Raw genomic sequence first — 17,628 nt, forward strand, 5'->3', positions numbered from 1 at the left:
GGAGACGGATGCGCAGCGAACTGACAACCGCATCGCCTGTGTTCGAGGCCAACCGCGCCCGCGGCGCGGTGCGCTTCGACGTGCACGCCCGCGACGGCGTGACACGGCGTGGCACCTTGCATGAATCCGGCTCCCTGCGCGTGCGCTTTCCCTCGCCGGAGGACGACGGCCTGTCCGGCGTGTTCGTCAACACGGCCGGCGGCGTCGCGGGCGGTGATCGCTTCGACATCGAGATCACCGCTGCGGACGCAGCGCGGCTGACGCTGACCACGGCGGCCGCGGAAAAGGTCTACCGCGCGCCGGGTCCGGCGGCGCAGCTCAACATCGCGCTCAAGGTCGCCGCAGGTTCGCATCTCGGCTGGCTGCCGCAGGAGACCATCCTGTTCGACCGCGCGCGCGTGCAGCGCCGCTTCGACATCGAGATCGACGAGGGAGCCTCGCTCCTGCTGTGCGAGATCGTGGTGTTCGGCCGCACCGCCATGGGCGAGCGGATGGAGCAGGGAGAATTCGTCGACCGCTGGCGGTTGCGTCGTGGCGGCAAGCTGGTCTTTGCCGAGACTGTCAGGCTCGACGGCAATATCGGCGCAAAACTTGCGCGATCGGCGGTCGCGAAAGGCGGCGCGGCGATCGGCACGGCCTTGATTGCTCCCGGCGACGAGGCGCTGGTCGAGCGCCTCCGCGAGGCGTCGGACTCTTTCTCCGGCGAGGTCGGGATATCGGCCTGGAATGGATTTGCAATGGCGCGGTTCTGTGCCCAAGATGCGGCCCGCTTGCGCGCCGACATGATGGCCGTACTGGCGCGCACCGGCGCGGCGCTGCCGCGGCTGTGGCTGAATTGACGATGGCTGAATTGACGTGTTGAACGGAAGAGATTTCGCATGAACCTGTCTCCCCGCGAAAAGGACAAGCTTCTGATCTCGATGGCGGCCATCGTGGCGCGCCGCAGGCTGGAGCGCGGCGTCAAGCTCAACCATCCCGAGGCGATTGCAATCATCTCCGACTTCATCCTCGAAGGCGCGCGCGACGGCCGCACCGTCGCCGAGTTGATGCAGTCCGGTGCGCAAGTCTTGACCCGCGACCAGGTGATGCCTGGCATCCCCGAGATGATCCACGACATCCAGGTCGAGGCGACGTTCCCGGACGGCACCAAGCTCGTCACCGTGCATGATCCGATCAGATAGGAGCGAGAGCATGATTCCCGGCGAACTCTTCATCAAGGACGGCGAGATCGAGCTCAATGCCGGCCGCAAGACCGTGACGCTCACGGTCGCCAACACCGGCGACCGCCCGATCCAGGTCGGCTCGCACTACCATTTCTTCGAGACCAACCCGGCTCTGAAGTTCGACCGCAAGAAGGCCCGCGGCATGCGCCTCAACATCGCCGCCGGCACCGCCGTCCGCTTCGAGCCCGGCCAGACCCGCGACGTCCAGCTCGTCGCGGTGGCCGGCAAGAAGACGATTTACGGCTTCCGCGGCGACGTGATGGGGAAGCTGTGAGCGTAAGTTGAGGCGAGTGCGGTGATCCACAGTGAGGTGAGCACAATGGTCGGGCTCCCTCCCCCCTTGCGGGGGAGGGTTGGGGAGAGGGGTATGCCACACGACGAGGTCTCTCCGTTACAAAGAGCTCGAGCCAGACAGCTGCGGCGCGCGATGACGCGTGCAGAGACGCTGTTGTGGCGCCATCTCAAGGCGCATCGCCTGGCTCGCCTCGGCTTTCGCCGGCAGGCGCCCATGGGCAATTACGTCGCCGATTTCGTCGCCCATTCAGGCAAGCTTATTGTCGAGGTCGATGGCGAAAGTCATGATTTCGAGGAAAGTCTCCGTAAGGACGCGCAGCGCGACAAGTGGTCCGCATCCCGCGGCTATCGCGTGTTGCGCTCCACCAATGAAGACGTGATGAAAGACCTGGAGGGTGTGGCTCTCGCCATCCTTCAGGCAGCGGAGCCCGGAGCACCCCCCTCCCTGACCCTCCCCCGCAAGGGGGGAGGGAACGGAGAGAGCGGTGCGTCCGATGGCGTCGAGGAGACGTAAGGCATGCTCGCCGCCGTCCGCCTCATCTCCGAAGCTGCTGAGCTGGCTGCGCGCCGGCACAACGGGATGGCGCGCAAGGGGCGGGGGGATGAACCTTATATCAACCACCTTGCCGAGGTCGCGAACTTGCTCGCCGCCGCGACCGATGGGGCCGACGCCGAGCTGGTGGCGGCCGGGTGGCTGCATGATGTGATTGAAGACTCCGACACGACGCGGGAAGAGCTCGCGCAGAAATTCTCCGATCGTGTGGCCGCTCTCGTCGTCGAGTGCACCGACGACATGAGCTTGCCGAAGGCCGAGCGGCGACGGCGGCAGGTGATCGACGCGCCGAAAAAATCGGCGAGCGCCAGGTTGATCAAGATCGCCGACAAGATCAGCAATATTGGCGCGCGTATCCATGCCGACCCGACCGGGGAGGAGCGCGACGACCTTCTCGATTACACCGGCTGGGCCGAGCAGGTGGTCGCCGGTTGCCGCGGCGGCAATTCGTGGCTCGACACAAAATTCGACGATGCAGTGCGTACGGCGAGGGCCTCGCTGTGAGCACTGACACAACATTCAAACGCAAACGGGGCTTGTGATGTCCGTCAAGATGAAGCGTTCCGTCTATGCCGACATGTTCGGCCCGACCACAGGCGACAAGGTGCGGCTCGCCGACACCGACCTCATCATCGAGGTCGAGAAGGATTTCACCACCTACGGCGAGGAGGTGAAGTTCGGCGGCGGCAAGGTGATCCGCGACGGCATGGGGCAGTCGCAGGTGACCAACAAGCAGGGTGCGGCCGACACCGTCATCACCAATGCGTTGATCGTCGATCACTGGGGCATCGTGAAGGCCGATGTCGCGATCAAGGACGGCATGATCGCTGGCATCGGCAAGGCCGGCAATCCCGACATCCAGCCGGGCGTGACCATTATCGTCGGCCCGGGCACCGACGTGATCGCGGGCGAAGGCAAGATCCTCACCGCCGGCGGCTTCGACAGCCACATCCATTTCATCTGCCCGCAGCAGATCGAGCATGCGCTGATGTCGGGCGTCACCTCGATGCTCGGCGGCGGCACCGGCCCATCGCACGGCACCTTCGCGACCACCTGTACGCCCGGCCCGTGGCACATGGGGCGGATGATCCAGTCGTTCGACGCGTTTCCGGTCAATCTCGGCATTTCAGGCAAGGGCAATGCGTCGCGCCCAGCCGCACTGGTCGAGATGATCAAGGCCGGCGCCTGTGCGCTGAAGCTGCACGAGGACTGGGGCACGACGCCGGCGGCGATCGACAACTGCCTGTCGGTTGCCGACGATTACGACATCCAGGTCATGATCCACACCGACACGCTGAACGAATCCGGCTTCGTCGAGGATACGATCAAGGCCTTCAAGGGCCGCACCATCCATGCCTTCCACACCGAGGGCGCGGGTGGCGGGCATGCGCCTGACATCATCAAGGTCGCGGGCCTGAAGAACGTGCTGCCGTCCTCGACCAATCCGACGCGGCCGTTCACGCGCAACACCATCGACGAGCATCTGGATATGCTGATGGTGTGCCACCATCTCGATCCCTCGATCGCGGAAGATTTGGCGTTCGCTGAGAGCCGTATCCGCAAGGAGACGATCGCGGCCGAAGACATCCTGCACGATCTCGGCGCGCTCTCGATGATGTCCTCGGACTCCCAGGCCATGGGCCGCCTCGGCGAGGTCATTATCCGGACCTGGCAGACCGCCGACAAGATGAAGAAGCAGCGCGGGTCGCTTCCGCAGGACAAGGGCACGGATAACGACAATTTTCGCGTCAAGCGCTACATCGCCAAATACACGATCAACCCCGCGATTGCGCATGGCGTGTCAAAATTGATCGGCTCGGTGGAGAAGGGCAAGCTCGCCGACCTCGTGCTGTGGTCGCCGGCCTTCTTCGGCGTCAAGCCGGACTGCATCGTCAAGGGCGGCATGATCGTCGCCGCGCCCATGGGCGATCCCAACGCCTCGATCCCGACGCCGCAGCCGGTGCACTACCAACCGATGTTCGGCGCCTTCGGCAAGGCGCGCACGGCAACTTCCGTGGTCTTCACCTCGAAGGCTGCGATCACGGGCGGGCTGGCGCGCAAGCTCGGCATCGACAAGAAGCTCTATGCCGTCCAGAACACCCGCGGAAAAATCTCGAAGAAAAGCATGATCCACAACGACGCCACGCCCAATATTGAGGTCGATCCGGAGACCTATGAGGTGCGCGCCGACGGCGAACTGCTCACCTGCGCGCCCGCCGAGGTGCTGCCGATGGCGCAGCGATATTTCATGTACTGAAATAGCGCCTCGACGCATGTTCCCGGCGCATGTCCCAGTTGCGTGTCTTGGGGCGGCTTTTCCGGTTTTGCGTTCGAACCCGCCTGGTTTAAGGTCCCGCCCGGTATCTTAACCCAGAAGAAAAGCCGGGAGGATTTCTCGTGATCTACGTCGTTGCCACCCTGACCATCAAGCCCGAGACGCGCGCCGAATTCATTGCAGCCGCCACCGCCTGCATCAAGGAGACGCGCAAGGAACCCGGCAATATCGCCTATGATTTGCATGAGAGCGTCACCGATCCCTCCAAGATGGTGTTCGTAGAGCAGTGGGAGAATGCCGAGGCGCTGGTGCCGCATCGCGGCCAGGAGCACATGAAGACGTTCGGCCGCGTCGCGGTTAAGTGTTTTACGGCGCCGCCGAAGATCGAAGTGATCACGCCCGAGAAGGTCGACGTTCGCTAACAAGAACAACAGGGAATAACCCTCATGATCTATGTCATCGCCACCACGCCCATGAAGCCGGAAAACAAGGATGACTTCATCAAGGGGCACAAGGCCTGCACCGTCGAGACGCTGAAGGAGAAGGGTTGCCTCTCCTATGACGGCAATGTCAGTGTCAACAACCCCAATCAGTACGTGGTGGTCGAGCGTTGGGAGACCCGCGAGGATCTCAACGCCCACGGCAGAGCACCGCACATGAAGGTGTGGCGTGAATATTCCGCGCAGATGAAGACGGCGCCGACGGTGATCGAGATCATCAGCGACGGCAAGGTCGAGAAGCTCTGAGGATATAGCGCATGATCCGGGCGACGCAGGTCAAGGGACAGCACCGCTTCACGGAAGCGCCGGCAGATACGATCGTGCTCGATTTCGACGATCGGCATCGGCGCCGCATGGCGATGACGGGGACGCGGGGTCTCGAATTCCTGCTCGACCTGGAGAATGCCGTCGCGCTGCGCGGCGGCGATGCGCTGGTGCTGGAGGACGGCCGGCTGGTCGAAGTGGTCGCGGCGCCCGAGCCGCTGCTCGAGATTCGCGGCCACGATCCGCACCACCTCATCCGCGTCGCCTGGCATCTCGGCAACCGTCATCTGCCGACGCAGCTCACGGCCAAGAGCCTGCGCATCCGCCGCGACCATGTCATTGAAGAGATGGTCAAGGGCCTTGGTGCACGTGTGGTCGAGATCGAGGCGCCGTTCGATCCCGAAGGCGGTGCTTACGCCGATGCCGGCCATCCGCACGGCCACGACGATCATGCGGATCACGATCACGATCATGGCCACCACGATCATCACGGCCATGACCACCATGCCCATGATCATGCAGCGCATGACCATGGGCACGACCATCATCACCACGACGAGCATTGTGACCACCCCGACCATCACCACGGCCACGGCCATGCTCATGACCACAAATGAGCCGGTCAGTGCCGGCGACCTCGCCAAGCGCGAGGCGGCGGCGCTGTATCGGCTCATGACCTGGCTGTCGCCGGCCTTTCCGGTCGGCGGCTTTTCCTTTTCCAGTGGCATCGAATGGGCGGTCGAGGCAGGCGACATCGTCGACACGGCAACGCTGGCCGATTGGCTCGATGCCATGCTCGGCGACGGCTCGGGCTTTTGCGATGCGACCTTCCTGGTCCATACCTATCGTGCCGCCGAGGCGGGCGAGGATGCCATATTGCGTGATATCGCCGAGCTCGCCGCGGCCTTCGTGCCATCGCGCGAGCGGCAGCTCGAGACGACCTCGCAGGGACGTGCCTTCATCGATATCTCCCGCGCGGCGTGGGATGCGGACGGGCTGGATGTCATGGTCGCGGCATGCAGCACGCCACTGGTCTATCCCGTCGCCGTCGGCGTGGTCGCCGCGATGCATGGCGTGCCGCTGGCGCCGACGCTGCACGCCTTCCTGCACGCCGTGGTCTCGAACTGGATTTCCGCGGCCAGCCGCCTCATTCCGCTTGGCCAGACCGATTGCCAGCGCGTGCTGGTGAGGCTGGAGGCCGCCGTCGCCGCGACCGCAAATCGTGCGCTCAGCGCGACGCTGGACGATCTCGGCAGCGCAACCTTCCGCGCCGATCTCGCCAGCCTGCGGCACGAGACGCAATATACGCGGCTGTTTCGGTCGTGATCACATCATGTTGGCTTTCGCCAGGACGACGATAGGAAAGAATCAATGGCGACTTCTCACGGCCCCTTGCGTGTCGGCATCGGCGGTCCGGTCGGATCGGGCAAGACCGCGCTGATGGACCTGCTCTGCAAGACCATGCGCGAGCGCTACGACATCGCCGCGATCACCAACGACATCTACACCAAATGGGATGCGGAATTTTTGGTGCGCTCGGGCTCGCTGACGCCGGACCGCATCGCCGGCGTCGAGACCGGCGGCTGCCCGCACACCGCGATACGCGAGGACGCTTCGATGAATTTGGCCGCGGTCGCCGACATGCGCGCCAAATTTCCCGGGCTTGACCTCGTGCTGATCGAGTCCGGCGGCGACAATCTGGCGGCGACTTTCTCGCCGGAGCTTGCCGATCTCACCATCTACGTGATCGACGTTGCCGCCGGCGACAAGATCCCATCAAAGGGCGGCCCCGGCATCACCCGGTCCGACCTTCTGGTCATCAACAAGATCGACCTCGCGCCCCATGTCGGGGCGTCGCTGGAGAAGATGGAGACGGATGCCAGGCGGATGCGGGGCGAGCGCCCCTTCGTCATGACCAACCTGAAGAAGAGCGACGGGCTCGACCGCATCGTCGGCTTCATTGAGGCCAAAGGCGGGCTGAAACGGGCGGGCTGACGGGCGCGGCGACATGGCGCAGGCGTTTTCCGCCGTTAACGTCTGGGGCAAAGCCGTAAGCTGCGGAACAAATTTCGGACACGGCGATTAACTATCTCCGGTGCCCGGAGCAAGGCCGTTCTGGCCGGTCGATCGGCCGGGCGTATTAAGCTTTTTGGGCGACCCACGTTGCGTATAGATGCCTCCTCCTTCATTATCCCGGCGACTGGGGTCCACCCTGTTTCGGCACATGGCCGTTCGAGCGGCGTTCATATGCTCCGTGTTAATTGCCGACCTCCTGCCTTCGCCTGAGTAGTCGCGTGGTCCGGCTGGGTTTCATCATCGGCTTTATCGCTCTGCTCGGAGCCTTGCTCTCCGGGCTTGCGGCTTATCGCGTCCACGACCAGGAGCTGGCGCTGGACCGGATCGCGCTGGCCCGCGCGATCGACGTTCATGCCAGCCTTGTCCAGGACAGGTCGACCGAACGTGAGCTGCTGGCGCGTGTCGCCTCAGGCCTGTTCCGCGCGCCGTCCGTGCTGAAGCCGAACATGCTGGAGCCGCTCCGCTCGGCGATCTACGCCTTCAAGACCGATTTCGTGGTGGCCGGCTGGGTGGCCCGGCTTCAGCCGAACGAGTTGGCCGCGGCGCAGGCCGCGATCGCAGCCGCCGGCTTCCCGAATCCGCAGATCCGCGACTACAACGACAAACCGATCGACCCGGCCGGCCTCACCCAGCCGATCGACGTGCTGATGGACCTCGAGCCGCGCAGCGACGAGACCAAGGCGCTGCCCGGCCGCAGCTATGACCAGGACCAGGTCCGCAGTGCGATGCTGGCGCGTGCCAGGATCGAGAAGCGGTCGGTCGCCTCCGACCCGGTTCCTCTGCTGCGCGGGGACGGGCCGATCGGTGTCATCGTCGCTGCCCCCGTCATTCCTGAGGGCGCGACCGAGCCGGCCGGCTTCATTACCTTTTCCTACGAGTTGGCTTCGCTGATGCTGACCAACGACGATATGTCGTTGTTCTCGGTCGCCTTGAAGGATCCGCGCAAGGAAGGCAGCGAGCTCATTTCCAACGACCAGGGCGTCGTCTCCACACGCGTGACGACGCCGGAGGGACCGGCACCATCGGCGACGCGCACCGTGAGCTTCGGCGGCCGCGACTGGCAGCTCGGCTATTACGCGAAGACCAACTCCGCGCGCCGCGCCGAGCAGACCGCCATCATCGTGGCGGCGATCGGCTTTGCCATCACGGCGATGGTGTGCGGCCTGTTCGGTTATGTCGCCTACAACAATCTGCGGCTCAGCCGCGAAATCCAGGTGCGGATCGGCTTCGAGCGGCGGCTGACGGCGGTGATCGACGAGCTCAATCATCGCGTGAAGAACATCCTCGCAGTGATCCAATCGATCGTGACGCGCACGCTGCGCCACGGTTCGGACATCGACGTCGCGCGCGAGCTCCTGATTGGCCGCATCCACGCCATGTCCAACGTGGTCTCGCTGCTCAGCGAAAGCCAGTGGCAGGGCGTCAAGCTGAAAGGCCTGTTCGAGGCGCGTGCCATCCCGCATGCCGATCGCATCGCCGTCAGCGGCCCGGACATCGCAGTCAGCGCGCGCGCCGCGCAGAGCCTGTCGCTGTTGTTCTTCGAGCTCGCCTCGCATTCCGACGAAGGCCTGTCGCTGGTCGGCAAGCATCCGCATATCACCGCAAACTGGACGGTGACGGGTGAGGAGGGCAGCGAGGTCTTCCAGTTTCGCTGGGAGGAGTTCAACACCAGCGAGGCGACGCGCCGCCCGGATTCCGATTTCGGCCTGATCCTGCTGGATCGCGTCGCGCCCGAAGCGCTTGGCGGTGCCGCCAAGCGCTATTTCACCGACGTTTCCTATGTCTACGAGCTGACCGCGCCGATGGAAACGGTCGTTGACATGTCCGAGCGCGACCGCACCGAAAAGCTTTCGCAGCCGGTGAAGCCGGCGCGGTGAGTCTCGCGGCCTTCCAATTGTGAGTCAGCTAGCGGCAGGCGTTTGACGAGCATGCTCCGCGCCTGGGCTTCAGGTCGAGGTCAGTCGAGCAGCGATTGCGGTCATCTCAAGCTTCACGCCTGCTCCGAGGTCGGCCACGCCGACGACGGCGCGCGCCGGCAGATGAGCTTCCGCAAAGTGCGCCTTCCAAGCCGCATTGAACGCAACCTTCTCGCCAAGATTCGTAACGAAGATGGTCACCTGCAAGACGTTGGCGAGGTCGGATCCGAGAGCCTTCAGCAGACGCGACAACTGGCCAAGCACATCGTTTGCCTGACCTGACATGTCAAGGCTCGTGTCCTCGGCGACGATTCCGCCGATGTAAAGCACGCCTCCATGCTCGACCACTTCGTGAAGCAACCCTTCGTATGGCAAGATGCGTTTGATCATGATGAGACTGATGCTCCTGTGGAATGAGGCGTGAGGTTTCCGCGCATTCTTATCACCAAAGCGTGGAACGTGAATCGGGGGCGGGCGTCGAGCATTTTCAGCGCTTGGTCTAGCCCTTGATCTAGGCCTTGGGCCGCAACACCAGGTCGACCAGACTCCGCGCGTAGGCGGACGTGATCGGTGCGATGCCGAAGACGTAGCGATAGAACAGGCTGCCATAGATCGCGTCGTAGAGATCCTCCGCCGGCGCCTCGGCGAGAATGCTGCCGTCATTCTGGCCGGCTGCGATCATGTCCACCAGGGCGTCGCGGCGGAATTGCAGATAGCGTGCGTAGAACAGCTCCGCCGAGCCGGTCTTGGAGATGGATTCGGAGATGACAGCAAGCTGCACCTTTCCGAATTCACCTTGCAAGGCTTCGGCATAGGCTGCGGCGTGGCGTCTTGCGCGGACCGCGGGGCTGCCCGCGCTCGCCGGCGGTAGCGGCAGCATTTGCGCGGCGTGATGAAGAAAGGCGTCGATCAATAGCGCCTCCCGCGACGGCCACCATTTGTAGATCGTCATCTTGGAGACGGCGGAGTGACGCGCGATGGCGTCGATGGTGGTGGCGGCGAGACCGGTCGTGGCCATCAGCGTATAGGCGCTTTCGAGGATGGCGTTGGTGGTCTCGATCGAGCGCGGTCGGCCGCGCCGGGGCGCGCTCTCGGCCACATCACTCGTGCCTTTCGCCATGACCAAGCCGGTCTCCTTGCGGGGAGCCGCCATTCCTGCGGCCGATCAGCCCCGCATAGCGCAGGCGCGGCGTCCAGCCTAGCGGATTCGCGCGATCTCCGCCGCTAGGCCCGCTGCCGCAAGGCCGCCGGCTCGTCCTGCCGCTTCGACCAGGAGATATAATAGGCGACCGCCATCATTACCGCGAAGCCGGCCAGGCTCACCCCGATCTGCATTAGGACCAAATTGGCCCCGGTGATCAGGATGAGATGGGCGGCGAAGGACAGGAATACGCCGACGCAGAATACGGCGAGCCATTCCTCGCCGCATCGGATCACCATCTGAAGCGGCTTCCATTGTAGCCCCGGATGGTCGGACGGAATGAGGTGAGTCGCGAGGAAGGCGAGCGCGAGGAAGTGGATCACGCGATAGGGCGCGAGGTTTTCCTTGTCGGTCGGCGAGATGCTGTTGATCACGATATCCGGCAGCCAGGCGGACAGCGCCGGTGAATGGCGCATCAGCGTGATAGCCAACGCGAATACGAGATAGGCGCCCGAGAGTATCCGTAGCCAGGCCATATTGTGCAGCGTGCGACCGGATGCGCCGGTCACAGCGAACCAGCCGCCCAGCACCATCAGCATCTGCCAGCAGAACGGATTGAAGGTCCATTCCTGGTCCGGATAGGCGCGAAAATTCCAGTCGAACCACCGCGCGGCAAAATAGAAGGCCACAGACAGCGCCAGCGTCAGGTTCGGCCGTCGCAACAGCCCCCACAGCGCAAGCGGAAAGAACGCCATCAGCGGAATCATCAGTTGCAGAAGATCAAGGTTCAGCGGCTCTTCCTGGAGCACGAGGCCACGAACCAGGATGCGCAGCGGATGTTCGAGGATCCCCGAGATGTTGTATTCCTGGATCAGCTCCGGCGCCATCGACTGCGAGGCGACGTAGGCGATGGTGTCGATATAGATGACGAACAGCACGACATAGGCGGCATAGAGCCGCCAGACGCGGCGGAAGATGCGCGTTGCCGCGACGACATAACCGCGCTCCAGCGCCATCCTGCCGTGGATGATGGCGACGCCGTAACCCACCACGAACACGAACAGATCAGCGGCGCCACTGAATCCGAAGTTTCGCAGTGTCAGCAGGTTGACGACATTGTTCGGGATGTGGTCGACGAAAACCGACCAGTTCGCGATGCCGAGCGTCAAATAGAGCCTGGCGTCGTGATGGAAGGCGGCGAGGTTCGCTTTAACGGACGGCTTCATCTTTGAAAATGGCTTTTGGAATCAGGGCGCTGCTTTTAGCGGCAACCGTCTGCCTCTCCGAGTAGCGTTTGCGTGAATGGGAGCGGTTTTTTTGCCGGCTGATGAAAAATTGCGCAAAAGACCGCCGTCGAATTCCGGCGAACCTGCTCGTCCAGTCGGCGGCGCAACTTTCTTAACGCGGTCTCATCGTTATTCGGCAGGCTCGGGCGAAGCCTCGTCGGTTGCGCCGGCGCGGCTTGCCATGATTCCGAGAGCGACCCCGCCGATCGCCAGGATCGGTATCAGCCTTTTGACCCCGATGGCCCGGACGATCTGCAAGCCGGTGGCGATCAGCATAGGGTCGGCGAGCATGCTCGAGGCGGCCGACTTCGCGGCGCGTTCGGCGGCGATGCGAGTGCGCTTCCGCATCTCCCGCTTGTAGCCCCAATAAGTCCCGGCTGCGACGAGGGTGAGCAGAAAGAAGATGCCGGCGCCCGCAAGACAGGCCTGCACGGGGCCGTACTTTTCCAGGACCGAGATGAAGGCCGCCGCGCAGAGGAAGCATGTGGTGATGAAGAGCGCGAATGCGGCACCTGCCGCGAGCGAGGTCAGCCGCATTGTCGTGCTCGTCGATGCGCTGATGCTGTCGATGATGCGCTGAAACACGGCCTTGCTCCTCAGATCCCCACAAGCCAACAGCGGCGGCGCTCAAGCGCCGCCGCAACCCCGCGCGTTACCGGCGCCAGACCGCGCCGATCAGGAAGCCGATGCCGAGCGCGATGCCGACGGTCGCGAGCGGCCGCTGCGTGATCGCATCTTCCAACGTCTCCTCGATCGAGCCGTAGGCGTCCTGCGCGGCGCCCATCATCGCGTTGCCGCGCTCCGACATGTCGTCGAGCGTGGAATCCATGTTTTCGCGCGCCTGCTTGTAACCACGCCGGGCCTGCTTGCCCGTGGCGTTGGCGAACGTGTTGAGGGCGTCGGTTATCTGGTCGGTGAGGGCGGCGATATCGTTTTTCACGGCTGCTACATCCTTCTCGAGGCGTTCTGCGGTGGCTTTTTCGGTCCAGTCTCTCATCTTGGCTTCGCCGTCGGTTATTGACATTACGGGCTCCGAACTGTTGGCGGGGCGATGGGCGGAAAACGTTTCGTCGTGATGGAAGTTCCGTCGTCGAAATCCGTCATCCCTGCGGAAGCTGCGGCGAATCCTCCGGGATAAGATGCTCCTTCAGGATGAGCCCCACGATCAGGAGGGGCGACGACAGGAATGCGCCCATCGGTCCCCACAGCCAGGTCCAGAAGGCGAGGGCGATGAAGACGGCGAGCGCGTTCAGCGCCAACCTGCGGCCGATGATTGTCGGTGTGACGAAGTGCCCCTCCAGGAAGGTGACACCGCCGAAGGCGAGCGCCGCGACCAGGCCGCCGCTGATGGTCGGGAAGGCGACGAGCCCGACGACGGCCAACACGACAAACATCGCGACCGGCCCGATGATCGGGATGAAGTTGAGCGTAGCCGCGAGCGCGCCGAGGCCAGCTGGATTGGGCATGCCGGTGACCGCGCAGACGATGCCGGCTGCAACGCCCACGCCGATATTGATGACGGTTACCGTCAGCAGATAGTTGCCGAGATGGACCTCAATTTCGTTGATTATCCGCAAAGTGCGGAGCCGCGCGTCGCGTTCGCCGAAATTCATAATCATCGCGCGCCGCAGGTCACGCCAGCTCGCGATGAACAGGATCAGGGTGGCGAAGAACAGCAGGAATTCGGCAAAGGTCGGCGACAGGAATTCCAGCGTTGGTTGCACCCATTCGATTTTCGGGAGCTGAACGCTCGGCAATCCCTCCGAGCCGCCAACCATGGTTTGCAACTCCTTCCACAGCGCCAGCGGCCGGTCGAAGACGTGGGCCTTGTCCTTTAACTGCGCGCCGAGCTCCGGGAGGCGTGAGCTCCAGTCCATCGCGGGTACGGCAATCAGCGCCACGACGAAAGCGACCACCGTCGTCACTGCGATCACGATCAGCACGGCGCCAAGTGCCCGCGGCACGCGCCGCCGTTCCAGAAAGCTTGCAGCCGGCGACAGCATGGTTCCGGCGACGATGGCCATCACGACCGGGAGGAAGAACGCCTTGGCGACATAGAGCACCGCAACTATGGAGATCAGGAGCAGCCCGGCGAGCGCAAAGGCGACGAACTCGCTGCGGCGGATGACCGGCGGGAGCTCGCTCGGGCTATCGGGAAGCGGTTCGCCTACGCTCTTGCTGGGCATCAGACGTTCAGAGGGAGCGACGCGCACAATATCTCTCTCCCCGCTCGGAAGGCTCCGCGCGCTCATTGGATGACGAGAAAACGCCCAAGCGGCGCCGCGGTTCCATCGCGGCTTCGTGAAGTTAAGCTCGCTTGACTGTGACGTCGCTGCCGCGACCGGCGATGGAACTTGAATCGGTTCTGCTGCGTTTGATGAAGAGCCGCATCACTCGGATGCACACATCCAACGGGGCAGCACATGACCAAGTTCTCTGCAGTCCATCGCCGGCTTTCGCCGCGCGCGCTCACCGCCATTGCCTTTGCGACAGCTTTGCTGACGGTGCCGTTCGCAGCACAGGCCCAGACGCTCGGCTACGCGCCGATGCAGCCGCAGAACCTTCCGCAGGGTCAGGGGTATTCGCAGGGCTACACAGGCCAGGCGCCGCAGGCCGCCGACGAGGATGCGGCGCTGCCGGATCGGCTGCGCCGGCAGGTCGTGAGCTTCGACCGCAACGAGCCGGCCGGCACCATCGTGATCGATACTGCCAATACGTACCTCTATTATGTGCTCGGCCAGGGCCGTGCGATGCGTTACGGCGTCGGCGTCGGCCGCGAAGGATTTACGTGGTCGGGCGTGCAGAGCATCACCCGCAAGGCGGAATGGCCGGATTGGCATCCGCCGGCCGAGATGATCGCGCGCCAGCCCTATCTGCCGCGTTTCGTGGCCGGCGGCCCCGGCAATCCGCTCGGTGCCCGTGCGATGTATCTCGGCTCCAGCGAATACCGCATCCACGGCACCAACGACCCCACCACGATCGGCAAGTTCGTCTCCTCCGGCTGCATCCGCCTGACCAATGAGGACGTCAGCGACCTCTTCAGCCGCGTCAATGTCGGCGCCAAGGTCGTGGTGCTGCCGAAGAACGCGCCGTTGATGGCGAGAGGCGGTGATCCCGTTCGCAAGCGCCCGGCTGTGACGACGCTGCCCTCCGGCCGCCAAGCGCTCAACGTCTCGACGTCGTCGGTGGACTGAAGAGTTAAGCGGGGCAAATGATGACACGTTCGATCAGCAAACTGGCCGGCGGTGCGGCCGCGTTCCTCACGATCGCTTCCCTGGGCCTCGCGCTGACGCCGCCGGCGCATGCGGAAGACTTCTTCTCGGCGCTGTTTGGCGGCTTCCGCGCCCGGCCGGCGCCGGAGACCCGCATGCCGTTCCCGAACGACGACATGCCGCGCTATGACGCCCCGCGCCAGCGCGCGGCCTATGGCGGCGGCACGGCCTATTGCGTGCGCGGCTGCGACGGCCGCTATTTTCCAGCGCAAGGCAGCGATGCCGAGAGCAAGGCGCAATCCTGCAAGAGCTTCTGCCCGACCTCGGAAACCTCCATGGTCTATGGCAGCAGTATCGACGAGGCTACGACGGAGACAGGCAAATCCTATTCCGACCTGCCGAACGCCTTCCGCTACCGCAACGAGACCGTCGCGGGTTGCACCTGCAATGGCAAGGACTCGGCCGGGCTCGCACCGGTCAAGGCCGAGGCCGATCCCACGTTGCGCAAGGGCGACATTGTCGCGAGCGCTGATGGCCTCGTCGTCGCCAACCGCAACGCCAACGACCGGCGCGGTATTGCGATGAACTTCTCGCCCTTGCCGGACTCGGTGCGGGCAAAGTTCCGCCAAGTGCCGGTGGTGGCGAAGGAGTAGGGCATTCTTGTCGTCCTGGCTTTCGCCAGGACGAGGCCACTGTAGCGCCAGCGTGCCTTACGCCGCGCGAATCTTGCCGAGGAAGTCGCTGACCTGATGGCCGAGCTGACGGCTCTGGGTCTCCAGGGTCTCGGAAGCCTGCTTGACGTTCTCCGCGGTACCCGCCGCGGTGTCGGCATCGGCCTTCACGCCCGTGATGTTGTCGGAGACGTTCTTGGTGCCCTGCGCGGCATATTGCGTGCTGCGGGTGATCTCCTGCGTCGCCGCACCCTGCTCCTGCACGGCGGCGGCAATTGCGGTGGCGACCTCGTTGACCTCGCCGATGATGCCGCCGATCGCCTGGATCGCGTTGATGGCATCGCCAGCGACTTTCTGGATGTCGGCGATCTGCTCCGAGATTTCCTCGGTCGCTTTCGCCGTCTGGCTTGCCAGCGACTTGACCTCGGAGGCGACAACGGCAAAACCACGCCCGGCCTCGCCGGCGCGTGCAGCCTCGATGGTGGCGTTAAGCGCGAGCAGGTTGGTCTGCGCCGCGATCGTATTGATCAGGCCGACGACCTCGCCGATACGGCCTGCCGATTGCGCCAGCCCCTGTACGGTGCCGTCGGTCTCGCGGGCCTGGTTGACAGCGCGGCTGGCGATGCCTGCGGCATGTGCGGCCTGCTGGCTGATATCGTTGATCGAGGCGCTGAGCTCCTCGGCGGCGGCCGCGACGCTCTCGACGCTGGTGGACGCATCGTTCGAGGCCTTGCCGGCGACCTCGACGCGTTCATTGGTCTTGCGCGACACCGCGGAAAGGTCGCCCGAGGTCTTGCGCATCTCGCCGGAGGCTTCGCTCAACTCGCCCAGCGACTTGCGCACCACGTCCTCGAACTCGCCCACATAGGCTTCCATTGCGCGCTGGCGCGCGGCGGCGCCGGCGTTGCGCTCGCGCTCCTGCTCCTCGATCTTGAGCTTGTCGATCGCCTGCTGCTTGAAAGTTTCCAGCGCACCGGCGAGCGAGCCGATCTCGTCGTGCCGGTCGAGGTAGCCACTGTCGACGCCGAGGTCGCCGCCGGCGACCTTGAGCATGGCATCGCGAATCCGGTGCAGCGGCGTGATCACGCGTCGGCTGACCGCCAGCATCGCGGCGCCGGTCAGGACGATTGCGGCGACCAGAAGCGCCAGCTGGACGAGCAGCGATTGCAGTGCGCCGGCGCGTTGGTTGGCAGCATGATCCTTGGCGGCTTGCAGAGCGGTGTCGGCGAGCTTGACCACGACCCCCATGCGGCCAACCGAGTAAGGGCTCCACTGATTGGCCGTCATCGTCGGCTTCTCGCCCTTGGTGATCGTCGCGATGATGCCGTCGCGCGTCGCGGTATATTGTGGGTCGAAATAGACCGATTTGGTCTCGCTCAAGGCGGCGGACAGCGCCGGGGGGAGCTGCATGCCGGTGGCGGCAAGCTCGATCGCGCTCCAGGCGGCGTCGGTGGCGCCGACAAACCTGGTAAAGGCCGACTGCGTCTCGGGCGTGACCTTGCCGCTGCTCAATGCATTGCCGACGATAAGGGAGGATTCGCCGGCGTTCTGGCGGAGCAGCCAGGCCATCTGCTTGATCATCAGGAGCTGGTCGATGGTGGCGTCCTGGTGATTGACGCTCGCAGCCAGCACGGGCGAGAGCTTTTCGAGGATCACCATCAGGCCATCCTCGCTCTCGAGATATTCCGTGGCGAGCGCCGTGCGGCGCGCGGCTCTGGGCTTGGCGACCTCGGTCCAGAACTCGGCCTGTTGCGCCAGCAGCGCCTTGTTGAGCCGGGTGAGATCGACCACGATCGAATCGCGCTGCGGGATGTCGATCGAGGGCAGGATGTCGATCGCGCGGGCCAGCGCTGGCATCAACTCGTCGCGAATGCCGCGAATGTATTTCTCGATGTCCGCATCGACCTTGATGTCGCTAGTCAATTGCCTGTTGGTGGTCGAGCGGTCGGCCCGGATGTTGGCCATCGCCTTGAACACATCGGCTGAAGCCGCCGAGACCGCGACGATCCGGTTGGCCTGCTCAAGCCGGCCCCAGGAGCTCCATGCGCTGATCGAGAAGCCGAAGACGACGACGAGCGCGGTGGAGAGGATCACCGCCTTCAGCAGCGTGGATACGGTCAAGCGATTAAGCATCGGACACCCCGGTACGCGTATCGAAGTTCGTGGCCCCGAACGGCAGCCCCCACGAACTTCGAAACCAAAGGGATGCACGCATCA

The 17,628-nt window shown here is 64.2% G+C and carries 21 protein-coding genes; 14 read left to right on the top strand and 7 right to left on the bottom strand.

The annotated features are described in order from the left end of the window. Positions 1-8 precede the first annotated feature (8 nt). From ACPPVR_RS06530 to ACPPVR_RS06585, 12 genes are all read left to right on the top strand, one after another. Positions 9-839 (top strand): urease accessory protein UreD, encoded by an 831-nt coding sequence (locus tag ACPPVR_RS06530; RefSeq protein ID WP_426613424.1) that lies wholly within the window; start codon positions 9-11, stop codon positions 837-839. Between the two features lie 39 nt (positions 840-878). Next, entirely contained in the window at positions 879-1,181 is a 303-nt protein-coding gene (locus ACPPVR_RS06535; RefSeq protein WP_426613425.1) for an urease subunit gamma, read from the top strand. Between the two features lie 10 nt (positions 1,182-1,191). Then, positions 1,192-1,497: an urease subunit beta gene (locus tag ACPPVR_RS06540; RefSeq protein WP_426613426.1), complete on the top strand. Its 306-nt coding sequence runs from the start codon at positions 1,192-1,194 to the stop codon at positions 1,495-1,497. Between the two features lie 93 nt (positions 1,498-1,590). Next, on the top strand, positions 1,591-2,031 hold the full coding sequence (locus tag ACPPVR_RS06545) for an endonuclease domain-containing protein (protein WP_426613427.1): 441 nt from the start codon (positions 1,591-1,593) through the stop codon (positions 2,029-2,031). A 3-nt stretch (positions 2,032-2,034) separates the two neighbouring features. Beyond that, on the top strand, positions 2,035-2,574 hold the full coding sequence (locus ACPPVR_RS06550; protein ID WP_426613428.1) for an HD domain-containing protein: 540 nt from the start codon (positions 2,035-2,037) through the stop codon (positions 2,572-2,574). Positions 2,575-2,611: 37 nt separating this feature from the next. Continuing rightward, positions 2,612-4,327: an urease subunit alpha gene (gene ureC, locus ACPPVR_RS06555; protein ID WP_426613429.1), complete on the top strand. Its 1,716-nt coding sequence runs from the start codon at positions 2,612-2,614 to the stop codon at positions 4,325-4,327. A gap of 140 nt (positions 4,328-4,467) precedes the next feature. Next, positions 4,468-4,767 (top strand): putative quinol monooxygenase, encoded by a 300-nt coding sequence (locus tag ACPPVR_RS06560; RefSeq protein ID WP_247507330.1) that lies wholly within the window; start codon positions 4,468-4,470, stop codon positions 4,765-4,767. A 24-nt stretch (positions 4,768-4,791) separates the two neighbouring features. After that, positions 4,792-5,091: a putative quinol monooxygenase gene (locus ACPPVR_RS06565; protein ID WP_426613430.1), complete on the top strand. Its 300-nt coding sequence runs from the start codon at positions 4,792-4,794 to the stop codon at positions 5,089-5,091. Between the two features lie 11 nt (positions 5,092-5,102). Next, the gene (locus ACPPVR_RS06570) at positions 5,103-5,726 is read left to right on the top strand and encodes an urease accessory protein UreE (RefSeq protein ID WP_426613431.1); all 624 of its coding nucleotides are present in this window, start codon (positions 5,103-5,105) and stop codon (positions 5,724-5,726) included. Then, positions 5,707-6,435 (top strand): urease accessory protein UreF, encoded by a 729-nt coding sequence (locus tag ACPPVR_RS06575; protein ID WP_426616041.1) that lies wholly within the window; start codon positions 5,707-5,709, stop codon positions 6,433-6,435. Before ACPPVR_RS06570 ends, ACPPVR_RS06575 begins: the two co-directional genes overlap by 20 nt. Before the next feature lie 45 nt (positions 6,436-6,480). Further along, complete coding sequence (ureG, locus tag ACPPVR_RS06580) at positions 6,481-7,104, top strand: urease accessory protein UreG (RefSeq protein WP_426613432.1); 624 nt, start codon at positions 6,481-6,483, stop codon at positions 7,102-7,104. Positions 7,105-7,403: 299 nt separating this feature from the next. Beyond that, positions 7,404-9,062, top strand: coding sequence for a CHASE domain-containing protein (locus ACPPVR_RS06585; protein ID WP_426613433.1), 1,659 nt, complete (start codon positions 7,404-7,406; stop codon positions 9,060-9,062). A 69-nt stretch (positions 9,063-9,131) separates the two neighbouring features. Here the strand turns inward: ACPPVR_RS06585 and ACPPVR_RS06590 are convergent, their stop codons facing one another. The 6 genes from ACPPVR_RS06590 to ACPPVR_RS06615 form a co-directional block, all read right to left on the bottom strand. Continuing rightward, positions 9,132-9,491 carry a RidA family protein gene (locus ACPPVR_RS06590; RefSeq protein WP_426613434.1) on the bottom strand — a complete coding sequence of 120 codons (360 nt, stop codon included), beginning with the start codon at positions 9,489-9,491 and terminating at the stop codon, positions 9,132-9,134. Between the two features lie 121 nt (positions 9,492-9,612). Beyond that, entirely contained in the window at positions 9,613-10,221 is a 609-nt protein-coding gene (locus tag ACPPVR_RS06595; RefSeq protein WP_426613435.1) for a TetR/AcrR family transcriptional regulator, read from the bottom strand. Positions 10,222-10,325: 104 nt separating this feature from the next. Beyond that, complete coding sequence (locus tag ACPPVR_RS06600; protein ID WP_426613436.1) at positions 10,326-11,468, bottom strand: OpgC domain-containing protein; 1,143 nt, start codon at positions 11,466-11,468, stop codon at positions 10,326-10,328. Between the two features lie 189 nt (positions 11,469-11,657). Next, complete coding sequence (locus tag ACPPVR_RS06605; RefSeq protein ID WP_426613437.1) at positions 11,658-12,113, bottom strand: hypothetical protein; 456 nt, start codon at positions 12,111-12,113, stop codon at positions 11,658-11,660. Positions 12,114-12,180: 67 nt separating this feature from the next. Further along, positions 12,181-12,552: a DUF883 family protein gene (locus ACPPVR_RS06610; RefSeq protein ID WP_426613438.1), complete on the bottom strand. Its 372-nt coding sequence runs from the start codon at positions 12,550-12,552 to the stop codon at positions 12,181-12,183. Positions 12,553-12,628: 76 nt separating this feature from the next. Further along, positions 12,629-13,741, bottom strand: a complete 1,113-nt coding sequence (locus tag ACPPVR_RS06615) for an AI-2E family transporter (protein ID WP_426613439.1) — start codon at positions 13,739-13,741, stop codon at positions 12,629-12,631. A 210-nt stretch (positions 13,742-13,951) separates the two neighbouring features. Here ACPPVR_RS06615 and ACPPVR_RS06620 point away from each other — a divergent pair, with 210 nt between their 5' ends. Both ACPPVR_RS06620 and ACPPVR_RS06625 read left to right on the top strand, forming a co-directional pair. Further along, a complete protein-coding gene (locus ACPPVR_RS06620; RefSeq protein ID WP_426613440.1) occupies positions 13,952-14,722 on the top strand; it encodes a L,D-transpeptidase in 771 nt (256 codons plus the stop codon). 17 nt (positions 14,723-14,739) lie between these two features. Further along, positions 14,740-15,393: a DUF2865 domain-containing protein gene (locus ACPPVR_RS06625; protein WP_426613441.1), complete on the top strand. Its 654-nt coding sequence runs from the start codon at positions 14,740-14,742 to the stop codon at positions 15,391-15,393. A 57-nt stretch (positions 15,394-15,450) separates the two neighbouring features. Here the strand turns inward: ACPPVR_RS06625 and ACPPVR_RS06630 are convergent, their stop codons facing one another. Further along, a complete protein-coding gene (locus tag ACPPVR_RS06630) occupies positions 15,451-17,544 on the bottom strand; it encodes a methyl-accepting chemotaxis protein (protein ID WP_426613442.1) in 2,094 nt (697 codons plus the stop codon). Positions 17,545-17,628: the final 84 nt, after the last annotated feature.

It is taken from the genome of Bradyrhizobium sp. McL0616, assembly GCF_049993385.1.
In the GTDB taxonomy this organism is placed as follows: domain Bacteria; phylum Pseudomonadota; class Alphaproteobacteria; order Rhizobiales; family Xanthobacteraceae; genus Bradyrhizobium.